This window comes from Streptomyces nymphaeiformis (assembly GCF_014203895.1).
Taxonomy (GTDB): domain Bacteria; phylum Actinomycetota; class Actinomycetes; order Streptomycetales; family Streptomycetaceae; genus Streptomyces; species Streptomyces nymphaeiformis.
Map to the genome: position 1 here is coordinate 209,141 of NZ_JACHJY010000008.1, position 16,891 is coordinate 226,031.

Consider the following 16,891-nt stretch of genomic DNA (forward strand, 5'->3'; position numbering starts at 1 on the left):
GCCATTGGTCCACTCCAACGATGGTTATCCACAGGGGTGGTAGGGCGGCTGGGCGGCGCGTACGGTGCCAGGCATGAAGATCCTCATCAGCGCCGACATGGAGGGCGCGACCGGTGTGACCTGGCCCGCCGACGTGCTGCCCGGCACGCCCCAGTGGGAGCGGTGCCGCGCGATGTTCACGTCCGACGTGAACGCCGCCGTGCTCGGCTTCTTCGACGGCGGCGCGGACGAGGTCCTCATCAACGAGGCGCACTGGTCCATGCGGAACCTGCTCCTGGAGCGGCTCGACGAGCGGGCCGAGATGCTCACCGGCAAGCACAAGTCGCTCTCGATGGTCGAGGGCGTGCAGCACGGGGACGTCGACGGCATCGCGTTCGTCGGCTACCACACCGGCGCGGGCACCGAGGGCGTCCTCGCGCACACGTATCTCGCCAACTCGATCACCGGGGTCTGGCTCAACGGCGAGCGGGCGAGCGAGGGCCTGCTCAACGCCCATGTCGTCGCGGAGTACGGCGTGCCCGTCGTCCTCGTCACCGGCGACGACCTGACCTGCGAGGACGCCCTCGGCTACGCGCCCGAGGCGCCCAAGGTCGCCGTCAAGGACCACGTCTCGCGGTACGCGGCGGTGTGCCGCACTCCGGCCCGGACCGCCGCCGACATCCGCGCCGCCGCGAAGACCGGCGCCGCGCTCGCCGTCCGGCACGAGCCGGTCCGGGGCGGCCCCTTCACCGTGGAGCTGGAGTTCGACGCCGAGCACCTGGGCGCCGCCGCCACGGTGGTTCCCGGCGTGGCGCGGAGCGGCGAGCGGCGCGTCGCGTACACCAGCGAGACGATGTACGAGGCAATTCGCACGTTCAAGGCGGTCACGACCATCGTCTCGGCCGCGGTGGAGGAGCAGTATGGCTGAGGAGGTCCGGGGCCCGGACACGACGGCGCTCGACGAGGTGGTCACCTTCACCTCCGAGCTCATCCGCATCGACACCACCAACCGGGGCGGCGGCGACTGCCGCGAGCGGCCGGCCGCCGAGTACGTCGCCGAGCGGCTCGCGGACGCCGGGATCGAACCCACCCTCCTGGAGCGGACCCCCGGCCGCACCAACGTCGTGGCGAGGATCCCCGGCACCGACCCCTCGGCCGAGGCGCTCCTCGTCCACGGCCACCTGGACGTCGTGCCCGCCGACCCCGCCGAATGGACCGTGCACCCCTTCTCCGGCGAGGTCCGCGAGGGGGTCGTGTGGGGGCGCGGCGCCGTCGACATGAAGAACATGGACGCGATGGTCCTGGCCGTCGTCCGCTCCTGGGCCCGCCAGGGCATCCGGCCCCGCCGCGACATCGTCCTCGCCTACACCGCCGACGAGGAGGCCAGCGCCGAGGACGGCTCCGGCTTCCTCGCCGACCGGCACGCGGCCCTCTTCGAGGGGTGCACGGAGGGCATCAGCGAGTCCGGGGCGTTCAGCTTCCACCCGCAGCCCGGCACCACCCTCTACCCGATCGCGGCCGGGGAGCGGGGCACCGCCTGGCTCAAGCTCACCGCCCACGGCCGGGCCGGCCACGGCTCCAAGGTGAACGCGGAGAACGCCGTCACCCGCCTCGCCACCGCCGTCGCCCGGATCGGCACCCACACCTGGCCGGTCCGCCTCACCACGACCGTCCGCGCCGCCCTCAGGGAACTCGCCGCGCTCCACGGCATCGACGCCGACACCGGCCTCCGCGACCTCGACCTCCTCCTCGACAAGCTCGGCCCCGCCGCCGCGCTCGTCGAGCCGACCGTCCGCAACAGCGCCAACCCGACGATGCTGGAGGCCGGCTACAAGGTCAACGTCATCCCGGGCCAGGCCGTCGCCTACATCGACGGGCGGATGCTGCCGGGTACCGAGGAGGAGTTCGCCGCCACCATGGACGAGCTCACCGGGCCCGACGTGGAGTGGGAGTTCCACCACCGCGAGGTGCCCCTGGAGGCCCCGGTCGACTCGCCGACCTTCGCCAAGCTGCGGGCCGCCGTCGAGCGCTTCGACCCGGCCGGGCACGTCGTGCCGTTCACCATGTCCGGCGGCACCGACGCCAAGCAGTTCTCCCGGCTCGGCATCACCGGGTACGGCTTCTCGCCGCTCCGGCTGCCCCCGGACCTCGACTACGGGGCGCTCTTCCACGGCGTCGACGAGCGGGTCCCGGTGGACGCCCTGCACTTCGGCGTCCGCGTGCTCGACCACTATCTGAAGTCCGCGTAGGACATCCGCGCAGGACCGAGGGGGACCGGACCCATGACAGGGGGAGACGAGATGGACACGACCACGGCCGGGTACGGCAGCTGGCCGTCGCCGGTGGACGCCGCGCTCGCCGCGGCGCACGACGGACGGCCCGACTTCCTCGGCGCCGTCGGCGACGAGCTCTGGTGGACCGCGCCCCGCCCCGCCGAGGGCGGCCGCCGCGCCCTCGTCCGGCGGCGCGCCGACGGCACCGAGGAGAGCCTGCTGCCCGCCCCGTGGAACGTGCGGAGCCGCGTGATCGAGTACGGCGGGCAGCCCTGGGCTGCCGTCCCGCGCCCGGCGGACGGCCCGCTCGCCGTCTTCTGCCACTTCCCCGACCAGCGGCTCTACGCCTACGAACCCGACGCCGCGTCCGGCGCGGAGCCGCGGCCGCTCACCCCCCTCTCCGCCGTCGGCGGCGGACTGCGCTGGGTGGACCCGGTGATCCACCCGGAGCGGGGCGAGGTGTGGTGCGTCCTGGAGGAGTTCACCGGCCCCGCGCCCACCGACGTCCGCCGCGTCCTCGCCGCCGTCCCCCTCGACGGCTCCGCCGCCGACGACCGCGCCGCCGTCCGCGAACTCTCCGACGGGCGCCACCGGTTCGTGACCGGACCCCGGCTCTCCCCGGACGGCAGCCGGGCGGCCTGGATCGCCTGGGACCACCCCCGGATGCCCTGGGACGGCACCGAGGTCCAGCTCGCCGACGTCACCCCCGACGGCACCTTCCGCGAGGCCAGGACCGTCGCCGGCGGGACCGCCGAGTCGATCCCGCAGGTCGACTGGGACGCGGCCGGGAGGCTGCTCCTCGTCAGCGACCGCACCGGCTGGTGGAACCTCTACCGCGCGGAGGTCACCCCCGACGGCGGCCTCACCGAACCGGAGGCGCTCTGCCCGCGCGCCGAGGAGTTCGGCGGGCCGCTCTGGCAGATCGGGCTCCGCTGGTTCACGCCCCTGGAGAACGGGCTCATCGCCGTCGTCCACGGCAGGGGGTCCCCCTCCCTCGGGATCCTCGACCCCGAGCGCCGCGAACTCGTCGACGCCGGCGGGCACCGCGTCGAGTGGGCCGCCACCCTCGCCGCGCACGGCACCCGGGTCGTCGGCGTCGCCGCCGGACCGCGCAGCTCGGCCGAGCTCGTCGAGCTCGACACCTGCACCGGCCGCAGCCGCGTGGTCGGCGCCGCGCACACCGACGCCGTCGACCCCGCGTACCTCCCCGAGCCCCGGGTCCGCACCTTCACCGGCCCCGGCGGGCGGGAGATCCACGCGCAGGTCTTCCCGCCCCATCACCCCGGATTCACCGGGCCCGAGGGCGAACTGCCGCCCTACGTGATCTGGGCCCACGGCGGCCCCACCGGGCGCGCGCCGCTCGTCCTCGACCTGGACGTCGCCTACTTCACCTCGCGGGGCATCGGCGTCGCCGAGGTCAACTACGGCGGTTCGACCGGCTACGGCCGGGAGTACCGGGAGCGGCTGCGCGAGCAGTGGGGCGTCGTCGACGTCGAGGACTGCGCCGCCGTCGCGGAGGCGCTCGCCGCCGAGGGCACCGCCGACCCCGCCCGGATCGCGGTACGCGGCGGCAGCGCCGGCGGCTGGACGACCGCCGTGTCCCTCGTCTCCACCGACGTGTACGCCTGCGGCACGATCATCTACCCCGTACTCGACCTGCGGAACTGGGCCACCGACGAGACCCACGACTTCGAGTCCCAGTACCTCCACGGACTGGTCGGACCGCTCGACGAAGTGCCCGCCCGCTACAAGGAGCGCTCGCCGATCGAGCACGTCGACCGCGTCACCGCCCCGTTCCTGCTGCTCCAGGGCCTCGACGACGTCATCTGCCCGCCCGCGCAGGCCGAGCGCCTCCTCGCCCGCGCGGCCGGCCTGGGCGTCCCGCACGCCTACCTCGCCTTCGAGGGGGAAGGGCACGGCTTCCGCAGGGCCGACACGATGATCCGGGCCCTGGAGGCCGAACTCGCCCTGTACGTAAGGACCTTCGGCATCGACCGTACGGACGTACCGGACCTGGAGTACCGCACGTGACCCCGGTGAGTCCTCCGGCCCGGGCCGAACGGCTCGCGCCCGGGGCACGGGTCGCCGTCGTCGCCCCCAGCGGACCCGTCCCCGAGGAACGGCTCACGGCAGGGCTCGACATCCTGCGCGGCTGGGGCCTGGAACCGGTGGTCGCCCCGCACGTCCTGGACACCCACCCCACGCTCGGTCACCTCGCGGGCGCGGACCTGGCACGGGCCCGCGACCTCACCGAGGCCTGGTGCGACCCCACGGTCTCCGCCGTGCTCTGCGCCCGCGGCGGCTTCGGGGCCCAGCGCATGGTCGACCTGGTCGACTGGCAGGCGATACGGGCGGCCGGGCCCAAGGCCTTCGTCGGCTACAGCGACGTCACCGCGCTGCACGAGGCCTTCGCCGTCCGGGCCGGCTTCGCCACCCTGCACGGACCGATGGTCGCCGCCGGCACGTTCCTGTCGGACCCGCGCACCCAGGAGTCGCTGCGGGCCACCCTCTTCGAGCCCGGGACCGTCCTGACGCTCGGCCTGGACACGGCACGGGCCCTGGTGCCGGGCCGCGCGCGGGGCGTGACGCTCGGCGGCTGCGCCAGCCTCCTCGCCGCCGACCTCGGCACCCCGCACGGGCGGACCTCGGCGCGCGGCGGGCTGCTGCTCCTGGAGGACGTGGGGGAGGAGCCGTACCGCCTCGACCGCATCCTCACCCAACTGCTGCGCTCCGGCCTGCTCGACGGGGTCGTGGGCATCGGCCTCGGCTCCTGGGAGGAGTGCGGTCCGTACGAGGAGGTGCGGGCGGTGCTCGCCGACCGGCTCGGCGGCCTCGGGGTGCCGGTCGTGGAGGAGCTGGGCTTCGGGCACAGCACGACAGCGCTCACCCTGCCGCTCGGCCTGCCGGCCGTCCTGGACGCGGACACGTGCACGCTGACACTGGAGGAACCGGCCCTGCGCTGACGGGGGCCGGGGCCTGCTCCGAGGCGCCCCTCGACGACGACCGCGCCCCCGCCCCCAGGGAAGTGGGGCGGGGGCGCGGTCGTCCTGACGGCGTGGTGCCGGCCGGGGTGGTCACCCCACCGTCGCCTCGGCCGCGCCGGCCGCCGGGGACCGGTCCTCGGACACGGACGGCCGCGACACGGCCCGTTCCAGGACGGCGTACGCGACCACCGCGACGACCAGGCCGGTGACCGCGTCGGACAGCTGCGGCGCCCACCAGTGGGCGGCACCGCCGGCCGCCGCGCCGATCGCCCAGGCCACGAAGGCCGTCGGACGGACCGCCACGGTGGGACGCCGGTCCATCGCGCCGCGGCCGCCGCGGGCGAAGAACATGTCGGCGATGAGCACGCCGCCGAGCGGCGGCACGAACACGCTCAGGATGACCAGCCAGCTCAGGAAGTGGTTCCAGACACCCGCGAGCGCGGCCGCCGTACCGATGAGACCGAGGACGATCGTCATCAGGCGCATCGTCGTGCCGGTCAGGTGCGACCAGCCCAGGGCGCCGTTGTACAGACAGTGGCTGCACACGGAACCGAGGTTGACGAAGACGAAGACGGCCGCGATCACGTTCAGGATCCCGGAGTGCTCGCCGGTCAGGATCGGCAGGAAGTCGCCGCCCGTCGTGCCGGCCGAGGCGATGGCGCCCGCGGCGACGACCAGACCACCGGTGACCTGGGCGACGAGGCTCGCGATCGGGAACGCGCTGACGGTCGCGAGGACGGCCTGACGGCCGTTCTTCGACCAGCGGGTGAAGTCCGCGGTCATCGTGCCCGAGTCGGCGAACGTCGCCATGATCGTGGAGACGGCCGCACCGAAGGTGAGCGCGGACGCGCCGCCGACACCCTCGTACGAGAACACGGCACCCAGGTCGTGGTCACGGGCCACGACGACCAGGGCGATGACACCGGCGACGATGAACAGCGGCGCGGCGACCGCGCCCAGCCAGGACAGCGCCTTGATGCCCAGATAGGTCAGGCCTATGAAGCCCAGACCCGCGAGCACGGTGACGACCTGCTCGTGCCAGCCGAACGACGCGTGCAGCGTCGCGCCGGTGGCACCGGTGTTGAACGCGAACCAGCCGACCACGATCGTGGCCAGGAACGCGGAGGCGATGACGTAGCCGCCGCGGCCGAAGGTGCGGGTGGCCTGCAGCGAGAAGCTCTCGCCGGTGGTCCCGGCCCGGTGGCTGAGGATCCCCACGTACAGGAGCATGACGAGGTTGGCCACGAGGATGGCCGCGAGCCCGCGCCAGAAGCCCAGCATGGCGACGACCACGCCGCCGGGGATGGCGTTGGTCAGGATCATCGGGAATCCGAACCAGACGGCCGAGACCGTCAGGAGCGACTTCCGGCGGTCGGCCGGTACCGGGCTGTGCTCGAACTCGTCGTCGAGTTCCCGGTCCGCGGAGGTGTCCGGTTCCGCGGCGGAGCGGTTTGTCTTCATCGTGTCCGGTCTTCCGGGAGGGCTGTCGCGCGTCAGGCGAGAGCGGAGGCGAGGGCGGTGGCAGCCTTGGTGAAGACCTCGGCGGGCGGGTGGGTGATGCCGGCGCCGATCATTCCGATGCCGGCCTCCTTGTGGGCGATGGCCGTGTTGATGATCGGCAGGATCCCGGTGTCGAGGACCTTGCGGACGTCGATGCCGGTGGGCAGACCCTGGAAGTCGAGGGCCGGGATCGTGACGTTGGGGTTCTGCGCCGTGGTGATCTCGCCCATGTCGCGGGTGTAGCCCATGGCCTCGGCCACGGTGCCGCCGACCAGCGCGACGATGGCGGGCGCCGCCGACATCGCGAAGCCGCCGAAGCCGTACGTCTCGGTGATCGCGCTGTCGCCGATGTCGAGGCCGGAGTCCTCCGGCTTGTAACCGGCGAACATGGGGCCGATCACCTTCTGCGCGGGACCGGTGAACCACTGTCCGGGCAGGCCGGCGACGCGGATGCCGAACTCGACGCCGTTGCGGGCCATCGTGGTGACGATCGTGGAGTCCGCCACGCCGTTGGCGGCGTCGAGCGCGGCCTTGGCCATCGCCATCCACGTCGGTCCCGAGAAGTAGTCGGAGGACGCGACGAAGTCGAAGACCTCCTTCTTCTGCTCGGTCGTGAACGACGACCGGAGCAGACCCGGCGCGAGCGCCTGGAAGAGCAGCAGGGTGCCGGCGCCGTTGCGGTTGTGGCACTCGTCGCCCATGTGGAGGGCCTGGGACAGCAGCAGGCGCAGGTCGACGGGGCCGGTGAACTCCACGGCCTCCTTGAGCATCGGGCCGAATACGTCCCGCATCCAGACCAGGCGGTCGATGACGCTCTGGTCGTTGGCGCCCATCCGCAGGATCTTCGCCATCTGCTCGGACAGGTTGGTGTACGCGATGTTGCCGTGCGTCTCGTTCTTCACGATGTGCACGTACATCGAGGCGGAGGTGACGCCGGCCATCGAGCCGACCGAGTCCGCCTCGTGGCACGGCTTGAAGGTGATCCGGCCGGAGGCGGCGACCTCGGCGGCCTCGTCGAGGTCCTTCGCCAGGCCCTCGAAGACGATCGCGCCGGTGACGGCGCCCTTCATCGGGCCGTTCATGTCCTCCCAGGCGATGGGCGGGCCCGAGTGGAGGATCGTGGTCGGGGTCATGCCGGGGACGACGTCGAGGGCGCGGCCGAAGCCGATCAGCATCGGGCGGGCGGCCATGATGCGCTCGACGGCCTCGGCGTTGGCGGCCTCGATCCGCGCGGCGAGCTCGGGGCGCTCCAGCGCGTCGAGGGCGCGGGCCGCCTCCGCGTTGCCGCCGCCCGGCGGCGTCCAGTCCAGGGTGGAGACCTTGGCGTTCTGGGCCTTGAGGTCGGCGTCGAACATGGCGAGGCCGACGTTGACGACGCTCAGGTCGGAAGCGAACAGCCGTGCTGCCGGGGTGAGTTCGGTGTTCTCGGTGCTCATGCCTGTGCCTTCTTCGCGATCTCACGGGCGAACCGGCCCGTCTCGGTGGAGCTGAGGGTGACGGTGACGCCGGCCGCGCGCAGGGCGGCGCTCTGGGCGGCGACGGAGGGGGTGTCCAGGTCGGTGCCGAGGACGTAGGCGACGATCTCCAGGTGGCGGCCGGCGTCCTTCGCGACGCGCAGGGCCTCCTCGATGGCGGGGAGGGTGGTGCCGACCGGGTCCTCGTGGGAGCCGAAGCCGAGGACGAAGTCCATGACGATCGCGGCGACCTCGGGGTCCTTGGCCTCCTCGACGATGCGCTCGATGCGCAGGGCCGGGTCGATCATCGGGTGCGGACGGCCGTTGGTGAAGTCGTCGTCGCCGAAGTCGAGGAAGGTGTGGCCGCGCGAGGCGGAGCCGGCCAGGAGGCGGAAGTCGGCGTTCTTCTGGATGTTGGACCAGACGGCGAGCCCGGCGTCGCGCACGGCGTACATGGTCTCGTCGCAGAGGGTGCCGCCGCAGAACAGGCCGCGCACGTACTTCTGGCCCTCGGCCAGGCGGGAGACGACGGCCTCGGCGGCGACCTCCGCCTCGAACTCCTCGACGGCGGAGCCCTCGACGCCGGCGAGCTCGACGGCCTTGCGGGCGGCCTGGAGGCTGCCGGCGGCGAAGTGGCCGCCGGCGGCGGTGACCGCCTCCTCGGAGCCGTCGATGAACCAGACGACGACCGGCTTGCCCGCGGCGGCGACCTCGGCGAGGACCTTCTTCTCGACGGAGGCGGCCGGCGGCTTGGAGACCAGGACGATGACGTCGGTGGCCGGGTCCGCGGCGAGCGCGCGGATGCCGTCGACCATCATGATGCCGCCGACCTGCTCGGAGAGGTCGCGGCCGCCGGTGCCGATGAGCTGCGAGATGCCGCCGCCCAGGGCGTGGACGCGGACGGAGACCTCCTGCGAGCCGGTGCCGGAGGCGGCGACGATGCCGATCGAGCCCGGGCGGACCTTGTTGCCGAAGCAGAGCGCGACGTTGTTGATGATCGCGGTGCCGCAGTCCGGGCCCATCATGAACAGGCCCTTGTCATGGGCGAGGTTCTTGAGCGCGATCTCGTCCTCGACGGCGACGTTGTCGCTGAACATCATCACGTGCAGACCGCTCTCGAGGGCCTTGCGGGCCTCGCGGGCGGCGTAGGCGCCGTTGACGGCGACGACCGCGAGGTTGGCGCCGTCGATGCCCGCGGCGGCGGAGGCGATGGTCCGGTAGGTGACCTCGCCGCCGCCGGCGGAAGCGGGGGCCTTGCGGGTGAGGAGGCCCTCGATCTCCGCGAGGAGCGCCTCGGTGTCGGCGCCGTCCTCCGCCACCAGGACGATCATGAGGTCGCCGCTCTCGGCGGCCCGCAGCTCGTCGGTGAGCAGACCCAGGTTCTCAAGGACCCCCTTGTTCATCTCGGTGCCCATGGCGGTGAACGCCTGGTCCACCCCGTCCAGGCCGTTGGCCCTGGTCGAGACGGACATGAGGGACACGGAGTCGAAATAGGTGTTCTTCCGTACGACTGCTGTGATGCTCACAGCGGACCTCGCAGTTCTTCTTCCAGACGGAGTCCGGCCGCCAGGCCGGACAGGGTGTCGCCGCCCGAGGTGTGGCCGATGGCCAGCACCTTCCGGACGGGAACGATCAGGTCCCGCGCCGGGCGGCGTTCCGCCAGCAGACGCAGGAGGTCGAGGAGTTCGGCCCTGGCCCGGCCGTCGGCCGCCTCGCTCACCGTGGCGAGACCGAGGTCCGTGGTGCGGCCGCCGTGCCCGGCCAGGACGTCCCGCAGGACGGGCGGGAAACCGGCGAGCCGGCTGCCCGGCAGGGCGGCGAGCAGGGCGAGGCCGGTGAGGAAGTCGTCGCCGGCGGGGGTCAGTCCGGGGCCCAGGCCGAGCAGGGCGAGGACGCCGCGCCGCGTCCCGTCGGCGTCGCCGGCCCGTACGGCCTCGACCAGCGTCGTACGCCCCTCGTCGAGGGCGCGGGCGACGGCGGTCTCCATCGGCCCGGCGCCGGGGGCCGCGCCGAGCATGCCGCCGGGCGGTCCGTACGCGCGGCAGAGCCGGTCGAGGAGGGTGGCGGCGGCGGCGAGTCCGCCGGGCGGGAGGTCGGCGAGGGAGGGCGTGACGGCGCGCCAGGGGCGGGCCTCCGCGGTGGTGACGCGGAGTGGGGGGTGGGGGTGCGGACGGTCGAGGGTGACGCTCCCGTGCCCGAAGGCGACGCTCCGGCCGGCCTCGACGCCGCGCCCCGTCCAGGCGGCGAGGCCGGTGACCAGGGTCCGGGGCGCGTCACCGCCGTCGCGTGCGGCGAGGGCGATGAGCATGCCGTCCGGGGTCAGCAGGTTGACCACCCGGGTGAAGACCGAGTGGACCGAACCGCTGCCGGAAAGTCCCCGCAGGTGGTCGAGCAGCAGCGCGTCGCCGGATCGGGTACGGAGCCGGTCGGGCGTCCGGGCGTCGTGGGGCGTCCGGACGTCGTGGGGCGTCCCGGCGTCGCCGGACCCGGGCCGAGCGTCGCCGGCATGGCTGTGGCACCTCACCGTGCTCTCCTCGTCGCCGTACGTCGGTGACCGCTCCTGCCCCCTTCCGGTCATCCAATATTGGTATACCATTCTGGGTCTCATAAGCGAACACAAGCACCGCAAGGGAAATCGCATGCGCATCGTCGTCGCTCTCGGAGGAAACGCACTCGCCCGCCGCGGGGAGCCGATGACGGCCGACCGCCTGCGCGCCAACGTCCGGGGCGCCTGCCAGGCCCTGGCCGGTCTGGCGCGCGAGCACGAGGTCGTCATCACCCACGGCAACGGCCCCCAGGTCGGCCTCCTCGCCCTCCAGAACCTCGCCCACCAGGACGTCGCGGCCTACCCGCTGGACATCCTCGGCGCGGAGACCCAGGGCATGATCGGCTACGTCATCCAGCAGGAGCTCTCCAACGCCCTGGCCGGCGAGCGCGAGGTGGCGGCCGTCCTCACCACGACCGAGGTCGACGAGGCCGACCCGGCCTTCGAGCGCCCCACCAAGCTGATCGGCCCCACCTACTCGGCGCAGGACGCCGCCGAGGCCGCGGCCGAGTACCGCTGGACGATCGCCCGCGACGGCGGCGCGTTCCGCCGGGTCGTCCCGTCGCCCGAGCCGCTGCGCATCATGCAGGCGCCGCTGGTCGGCACGCTCCTCGACAACGGCACGCTGGTCGTCTGCGTGGGCGGCGGCGGTGTGCCGGTGCGCACCGACTCCAAGGGCCGCCAGATCGGCATGCAGGCCGTCGTCGACAAGGACGCGGCGAGCGCGGCGCTCGCCGCCGACCTGAAGGCGGACATGCTGATCATGCTCACGGACGGCGACTTCGTGAGCCAGAACTGGGGCACGCCCGAGCAGCGGGACATCCTCACCGCGTCCCCGGAGGGCCTGGCCGAGCTCGCCTTCGCCGAGGGCTCGATGAAGCCCAAGGTCGACGCCGCCATCCGCGTCGCCCGGGCCGGCGGCCGCACCCTCATCGGTCCCCTGGAGCGCCTCGACGACCTGATGGCGCGCCGCGTCGGCACGGAGATCCGCGCCGACGTCCCCGGCGGTGTGGTGTACGTGGGGGAGTGACGGCCGTCAGCGCGGCCCGGGCGCCAATTCGGTATACCGTTTGATCATGGGTCGTGGCGGCGACCCGCCGCCACGGCGCCGGCGCCCTACTCCGTCGCGGTCCTGCGCTGGTGCGCGGCGACCTCGTCGCGGCTGGTCTCCAGGTGGCGCAGGGCCACCTTCTCGACGCGCTCCACGTCCCGTGCCTCGATCGCCCGGTACAGCTCCGCGTGCTCCTCGGCCACCACGGAGAGGTCGTCGTGCTGTGCGAGCAGCCAGCGCATCCGGCTGCGCAGCGTCGCGTTGAGCTCGTTGAGCAGGGCGTTGTCGGCGAGCTCCGTCACGGTCTCGTGGAAGTCGGCGGCCGCCCGTCGGGCGGCCTGGCCGTCGCCGGCCGCCGCCGCCGCCAGCTCGGCGTCGAGGTCGGCGCGGAGCTTGGCGAGCCCCGCCCGGGTGCGGCGCTGCGCGGCGAGCCGGAAGCCGAGGATCTCCAGGGCGGACCGCACCTCGCCGAGGTCCGAGATGTCGGACGCCGTGAACTCGCGGACCACCGCCCAGGTGCGCGGGCGCGGCGTCACCAGGCCCTCCGCGACCAGGTCCCGCAGGGCGTCGCGGACGGGCAGCCGGCTCACGTCGAGCTCGGCCGCGATCTCGCGCTCCACCAGCCTGCTGCCGGGGGCCCGGGTCCCGTCGATGATCTGATCGCGCAGTGCGCGCGTCACCCGCTCCGATTCGGGTCTGAATTCCTCAGCGCCTGTCATGCCCGCCATTCTCCCATCGAGGGCCGGGTGGTGATCCGCGGACCCGGCGGCGGGTGCGGGCCGGGCCGCCTTCACCTGCCTTTTGTCAAGGAAGCCCGCGGTTTCAGCCCAAGGGAATCAATCGCTTGGATCGGAGTCGTGCAGCGGCGGAGTCCTCGTCTAACGGTTCTGAAGATGGGTCAGTTCCGGCAGTCAGTCGCAGTAGCGTGTTTTGCGTGAAGATCACCGTGCCGGTGAAGTCGCTGCCTGTGTCCGCGTATGACACGGACGCGTTGGCGGCGACCCTGCGTGCCTGCAATCGGGGCGCAGGCGGCGGTGCGGGTGGTGAAGAAGGTGTGCGACGCCTACGCCGCCCTGAAGGGCAACATCAAGGCCGGGAACCTCGGCCGGGAGGGTTCGAAGCGCCGTCTGCGGGCGGAGTCGAAGCCGATCGTCTTCCGTGAGGACGCGGCGCAGCCGTTCGACGACCGGATCCTGACGTGGAACCCCGACGCCCGTACCGTGTCGATCTGGACCGTGGCCGGGCGGCTCAAGCACCTCCCGTTCGTCTGCTCCGACGAGGCGATGGTGCTCCTGGCCTCCCGCAAGGGGGAGTCGGACCTGGTGCTGCGGGACGGCATGTTCTTCCTGATCGCCACCGTCGACCTGCCCGAGCCCGAGGTGTTCGAGCCGGACGGCTTCCTCGGCGTGGACCTGGGCATCGTCAACATCGCCACCACCAGCGACGGCGAGATCCTCGCCGGCCGCGCGCTGAACCGCTACCGCGAGCGCCACCGTGACCTGCGGCGCAAGTTGCAGAAGAAGCACACCAAGTCCGCCAAGCGGGCCCTGAAGCGTGTCCGCCGCCGGGAGGCGCGGCACGCCGCGAACACCAACCACATCATCGCCAAACGACTCGTCGCCACCGCTGAACGCACCTCGCGCGGGATCGCCCTGGAAGACCTCTCGGGCATCCGGCAGAGGGTCACGGCCAAGAAGGACCAGCGGGCACGACTGCACTCCTGGGCGTTCGCCCAGCTCGGCCGGTTCGTCGAGTACAAGGCCCGCCGGGAGGGGGTGCCCGTGGTCTTCGCGGACCCGCGCAACACCTCCCGGCAGTGCTCGGAGTGCAAGCACACCCCTCGCACGAACAGGGTGACCCAGGCACGGTTCGTCTGCCGGTCCTGCGGGGCCGTCCTGCACGCGGACCACAACGGCTCCCGCAACATCGCCCACCGGGGCGAGGCTGTGTGGAAGCGGGGCGCGGTCAGCCGCCCCAGAACCAGCCCACGCTGATTCCGGACGCAGGGGACCACGCGGCAGCCGGCCGCGCTCCACTTGCAATCACGGCCTCCCGGCCGGGCCGACAAGCCCGGTCCTTCAGGGCCGAGAAGTCGACTGAAACTCCGTCAATATCCTTCGCCCAGGGCATTGACGAGCTTATGGCACGTGTCACGGCATGGGTGTTGCCCGGGTTCCTATCGGTCAGTAGGAACCGGTGGGTCTCTCGACGTCGTCCTCAGCCCCCCCGCGGCTCCCGCCGGTACGGCAACTGGCTGATCCCGACGAGCCATTCGGAGTCCTCGCTCGCCGGGACGATCGGACTCCCCGACCCCCGGCCCTACGACACCCCCGGCACCTACCTCGGCTGGACCAGCGCCCCGCTCACCGCGCCCGCGGACCTCGTCGGCGCGCCGAGGGCGACCCTCAGGGTCGTCTCCCCGGCGACCGAACGCGTCCAGGACTCCGGCGACGCCGCCGACAAGCTCGTCCTCTTCGCGAAGCTCTACGACGTCGCGCCCGACGGGACGAAGACCCTGATCAACCGGCTGGTCGCGCCGGTGCGCGTACCGGACGTCACCCAGCCCTTCACCGTCGAGCTGCCGGGCATCGTCCACCGGTACGAGACGGGCCACCGGCTGGAGTTCGTCGTCGCCGCGAGCGACACCGCGTACTCCGGCAACCGCGGCATCAAGCCGGTGACCGTCGTCAGCGACCCCGAGGACACCGGGTCCACGGGGACGCTGTCCCTGCCCCTGGTCGAGGGCAGGGTCGGTCAGAGCGCCGCGTACCCCGGGCGGACGACCTCGTCGATCAGCCGCTGCCGCTCCGGCAGCGGCAGGAAGGCGGCCTCCAGGGCGGCGACCGTGAACTCCTCGAAGACCTCCGGGCCGTACCCGAACGCGTCCACCATGTGCTGGAACTCCTCGCTCATGGTGGTGCCGGAGACCAGCCGGTTGTCGGTGTTCAGCGTGATGCGGAAGCCGAGGCGGCGCAGCTCGTCGATCGGGTGCGAGGCGTAGTCCTTCGCGGCGCCCGTCTGGAGGTTGGAGGTCGGGCAGACCTCCAGGGCGATGCGGTTGTCCCGGACGTACGAGGCGAGCCGGCCCAGCGTGCCGTCCTCGGCGATGTCGTCCGTGATCCGCACGCCGTGGCCGATCCGCTCGGTGCCGCACACCTGCACGGCCTCGTGGATCGACTCCGCGCCGACGGCCTCGCCGGCGTGGATCGTGTAGTGGCAGTTCTCCCGCTTCAGGTGCTGGAAGGCGGGGAGGTGGCGGGCCGGCGGGTTGCCGATCTCGCCGCCGGCTATGTCGAAGCCCGCCACGCCGTTGTCCCGGTGCGCGACCGTGAGCTGCGCGATCTCCAGGGAGCGGTCGGTGTGGCGCATGCCGGTGAGCAGCGTGCGGACGGTGATCCGGCCGCCGGCGCGGCGCTCGCCCTCGCGGAAGCCGTCGTTCACCGCCTCGACGACCTCGTCGAGGGTGAGACCGCCCTCCAGGTGCTGCTCGGGGGCGTAGCGGATCTCGGCGTAGACGACGCCGTCCGCCGCCAGGTCCTCGGCGCACTCGGCCGCGATGCGCGCGAGCGCCTCGCGGGTCTGCATGACCGCGCAGGTGTGGGCGAAGGTCTCCAGGTAGCGCTCCAGCGAACCGGAGTCCGCGGCGTCCCGGAACCAGACCGCGAGCTCGGCCGGGTCCTCGGTCGGCAGCGCGGTGTAACCGCACTCCCGCGCCAGCTCGACGATGGTCGCGGGGCGCAGCCCGCCGTCGAGGTGGTCGTGGAGGACGGCCTTGGGGGCCCGGCGGATCCACTCGGAGACGGTGGCGGCGGCGGGCGTGGCAGGGTTGTCAGACAAGTGCATGGCGGGGAAGTGTACGCCACGGGCGGGGCGGGTGCTGTGACGGCCGTGACAGGGGGCTGGGCCGGGTCGGGGACGCGGGTCGGGGACGTGGGCCGGGCTGGGCCGGGTCGGGGACGCGGGTCGGGGACGTGGGCCGGGCTGGGTCGGGTCGGGGACGCGGGCCGGGGACGTGGGCCGGGCCGGGGTCGGACCGGGGACGCGGGTCGGGGGCCTCGGCGGGCTCCCGGGGGGCCTGGTCCGCCCGCGCCGGGCGTTCCTGCGGGTGTTCCGCGCCCGGCGTTCAGCGTCTGGCGTTCCCGCGCCCGGAGCCCCGCGCCCGGCGTTCGGCGCCCGGCGTCCCGCGTCCGGCGCTCCCACGCCCAGTGCTCCCGCGCCCGGCGTTTCCGCCCCCGGCGCGACCGCGCCCCCCCGCTCAGTGCGACTGCAGCACCGGCAGTGGGACCGTGCCCGTCGGGAGCATGTGCTTGGCGGCCAGGATCGGGGTCTCGCCGACCCGGACGACCTGGGTGACGAGGACCGCGGGGGTGTCCGCCGGACGGTCCAGCTGTTCGCCGCGCCGCCGTCCGAGGAGCGTCGCCGTGATGCCGCTGTGCGCGTTCAGCGACGTCTCCCGCGAGGCCTCGACGAGGACCGCGAGCATCGAGACCGCGGCCCCGGCGCCCGTCTCCCGCAGGGCCCGCGCGAACTCCGGGTGCACCCGGTCGAGCAGTCCGTCGGGCGCGGCCCACTCGTGGCTCAGCGCCGCCGCCGTGCCCTCGCCGGTGAGGAGGGACTCCCAGAACCGCAGCTCGGCGCGGGCCGGCGCGAGGAGGTGCTGGGTGGTGAAGTCGGTCGGCTCCTCGACGGTCCTGAGCAGCGCCCGCACCCGCAGCGGCGCGCCCGCGCCGATCAGCTCCTCCAGCGGCTGGACGTGCTCGAAGCCGCGCCGGGGCGGGCGGTCGTTGACCGTACGGCCCACCCCGCGCCGTACCGTGAGGACGCCGTCCTCCTGGAGCAGCAGCAGTGCCTCCCGCAGGGCCGGCCGGCTGACGCCCAGCTCGGCGGCGAGCTTCGGCTCGGAGGGGAGGGTGGAGCCCGGCGGGTACGTGCCGTCGTGGACGGCGTCCGCGATCCGCTCGTAGAGCGCCACGACCGGTCGCCGCCGCTGTCCGCTGACCGCCACGGCCCCTCCTCGTCTCGTCCCCGGCCGGTTCTTCGCCGGTCCTCGCACCACGGTAGTCGGCCCACGTTGTCTGACAAGTCACCCGTACGGCCCTGCTCGC

At 73.2% G+C, this 16,891-nt stretch carries 13 protein-coding genes and 1 pseudogene; 7 read left to right on the top strand and 7 right to left on the bottom strand.

Translation table 11 applies throughout. The features are described from left to right. Positions 1 to 73 precede the first annotated feature (73 nt). From GGE06_RS26980 to GGE06_RS26995, 4 genes are read left to right on the top strand one after another with little or no spacing between them, the layout of a single operon-like run. Positions 74 to 907: a M55 family metallopeptidase gene (locus tag GGE06_RS26980; protein WP_086828468.1), complete on the top strand. Its 834-nt coding sequence runs from the start codon at positions 74 to 76 to the stop codon at positions 905 to 907. Continuing rightward, complete coding sequence (locus GGE06_RS26985) at positions 900 to 2,228, top strand: M20/M25/M40 family metallo-hydrolase (RefSeq protein ID WP_116158031.1); 1,329 nt, start codon at positions 900 to 902, stop codon at positions 2,226 to 2,228. The genes GGE06_RS26980 and GGE06_RS26985 overlap by 8 nt, the downstream gene beginning before the upstream one ends. Positions 2,229 to 2,261: 33 nt before the next feature. Next, positions 2,262 to 4,283 carry a S9 family peptidase gene (locus GGE06_RS26990; protein ID WP_184932028.1) on the top strand — a complete coding sequence of 674 codons (2,022 nt, stop codon included), beginning with the start codon at positions 2,262 to 2,264 and terminating at the stop codon, positions 4,281 to 4,283. Then, positions 4,280 to 5,215, top strand: a complete 936-nt coding sequence (locus GGE06_RS26995; protein WP_116158029.1) for a S66 peptidase family protein — start codon at positions 4,280 to 4,282, stop codon at positions 5,213 to 5,215. The genes GGE06_RS26990 and GGE06_RS26995 overlap by 4 nt, the downstream gene beginning before the upstream one ends. Positions 5,216 to 5,326: 111 nt before the next feature. Here the strand turns inward: GGE06_RS26995 and GGE06_RS27000 are convergent, their stop codons facing one another. Genes GGE06_RS27000 through GGE06_RS27015 form a run of 4 tightly spaced genes read right to left on the bottom strand, consistent with a single transcriptional unit; the run spans position 5,327 to position 10,768 of the window. Then, the gene (locus tag GGE06_RS27000; RefSeq protein WP_116158028.1) at positions 5,327 to 6,697 is read right to left on the bottom strand and encodes a cytosine permease; all 1,371 of its coding nucleotides are present in this window, start codon (positions 6,695 to 6,697) and stop codon (positions 5,327 to 5,329) included. Between the two features lie 32 nt (positions 6,698 to 6,729). After that, positions 6,730 to 8,172 (bottom strand): YlbE family protein, encoded by a 1,443-nt coding sequence (locus GGE06_RS27005; protein WP_184932029.1) that lies wholly within the window; start codon positions 8,170 to 8,172, stop codon positions 6,730 to 6,732. Next, positions 8,169 to 9,716 (bottom strand): acyl-CoA synthetase FdrA, encoded by a 1,548-nt coding sequence (fdrA, locus tag GGE06_RS27010; RefSeq protein ID WP_184932030.1) that lies wholly within the window; start codon positions 9,714 to 9,716, stop codon positions 8,169 to 8,171. Before fdrA ends, GGE06_RS27005 begins: the two co-directional genes overlap by 4 nt. Beyond that, positions 9,713 to 10,768, bottom strand: coding sequence for an oxamate carbamoyltransferase subunit AllH family protein (locus GGE06_RS27015; protein ID WP_184932031.1), 1,056 nt, complete (start codon positions 10,766 to 10,768; stop codon positions 9,713 to 9,715). Before GGE06_RS27015 ends, fdrA begins: the two co-directional genes overlap by 4 nt. A gap of 61 nt (positions 10,769 to 10,829) precedes the next feature. On the opposite strand from GGE06_RS27015, the gene GGE06_RS27020 reads away from it, so the two are divergent. Continuing rightward, positions 10,830 to 11,765 carry a carbamate kinase gene (locus GGE06_RS27020; RefSeq protein ID WP_184932032.1) on the top strand — a complete coding sequence of 312 codons (936 nt, stop codon included), beginning with the start codon at positions 10,830 to 10,832 and terminating at the stop codon, positions 11,763 to 11,765. 86 nt (positions 11,766 to 11,851) lie between these two features. On the opposite strand, the gene GGE06_RS27025 is transcribed toward GGE06_RS27020, so the two are convergent. Further along, positions 11,852 to 12,505 carry a GntR family transcriptional regulator gene (locus GGE06_RS27025; RefSeq protein ID WP_116165229.1) on the bottom strand — a complete coding sequence of 218 codons (654 nt, stop codon included), beginning with the start codon at positions 12,503 to 12,505 and terminating at the stop codon, positions 11,852 to 11,854. A 288-nt stretch (positions 12,506 to 12,793) separates the two neighbouring features. Between GGE06_RS27025 and GGE06_RS27030 the strand changes: the two genes are divergently transcribed. After that, positions 12,794 to 13,780 (top strand): RNA-guided endonuclease InsQ/TnpB family protein, encoded by a 987-nt coding sequence (locus GGE06_RS27030; RefSeq protein ID WP_312883315.1) that lies wholly within the window; start codon positions 12,794 to 12,796, stop codon positions 13,778 to 13,780. 218 nt (positions 13,781 to 13,998) lie between these two features. After that, positions 13,999 to 14,526, top strand: a pseudogene (locus tag GGE06_RS27035) (CocE/NonD family hydrolase C-terminal non-catalytic domain-containing protein); the annotation flags it as partial. A gap of 14 nt (positions 14,527 to 14,540) precedes the next feature. On the opposite strand, the gene GGE06_RS27040 reads toward GGE06_RS27035, so the two are convergent. Both GGE06_RS27040 and GGE06_RS27045 read right to left on the bottom strand, forming a co-directional pair. Beyond that, entirely contained in the window at positions 14,541 to 15,629 is a 1,089-nt protein-coding gene (locus GGE06_RS27040; protein WP_184932033.1) for an adenosine deaminase, read from the bottom strand. Between the two features lie 412 nt (positions 15,630 to 16,041). Beyond that, the gene (locus GGE06_RS27045) at positions 16,042 to 16,791 is read right to left on the bottom strand and encodes a GntR family transcriptional regulator (protein WP_116158022.1); all 750 of its coding nucleotides are present in this window, start codon (positions 16,789 to 16,791) and stop codon (positions 16,042 to 16,044) included. Positions 16,792 to 16,891: the final 100 nt, after the last annotated feature.

What these genes read in the sequence shown, in the direction of transcription:
- GGE06_RS27000 (WP_116158028.1), bottom strand. Translation starts at nt 6,697, where the DNA reads ATGAAGACAAACCGCTCCGCCGCGGAACCGGACACCTCCGCGGACCGG.
- GGE06_RS26985 (WP_116158031.1), top strand. Translation starts at nt 900, where the DNA reads ATGGCTGAGGAGGTCCGGGGCCCGGACACGACGGCGCTCGACGAGGTG.
- GGE06_RS27005 (WP_184932029.1), bottom strand. Translation starts at nt 8,172, where the DNA reads ATGAGCACCGAGAACACCGAACTCACCCCGGCAGCACGGCTGTTCGCT.
- GGE06_RS27025 (WP_116165229.1), bottom strand. Translation starts at nt 12,505, where the DNA reads ATGACAGGCGCTGAGGAATTCAGACCCGAATCGGAGCGGGTGACGCGC.
- GGE06_RS27020 (WP_184932032.1), top strand. Translation starts at nt 10,830, where the DNA reads ATGCGCATCGTCGTCGCTCTCGGAGGAAACGCACTCGCCCGCCGCGGG.
- GGE06_RS27015 (WP_184932031.1), bottom strand. Translation starts at nt 10,768, where the DNA reads ATGACCGGAAGGGGGCAGGAGCGGTCACCGACGTACGGCGACGAGGAG.
- GGE06_RS27040 (WP_184932033.1), bottom strand. Translation starts at nt 15,629, where the DNA reads ATGCACTTGTCTGACAACCCTGCCACGCCCGCCGCCGCCACCGTCTCC.
- GGE06_RS26980 (WP_086828468.1), top strand. Translation starts at nt 74, where the DNA reads ATGAAGATCCTCATCAGCGCCGACATGGAGGGCGCGACCGGTGTGACC.
- GGE06_RS26990 (WP_184932028.1), top strand. Translation starts at nt 2,262, where the DNA reads ATGACAGGGGGAGACGAGATGGACACGACCACGGCCGGGTACGGCAGC.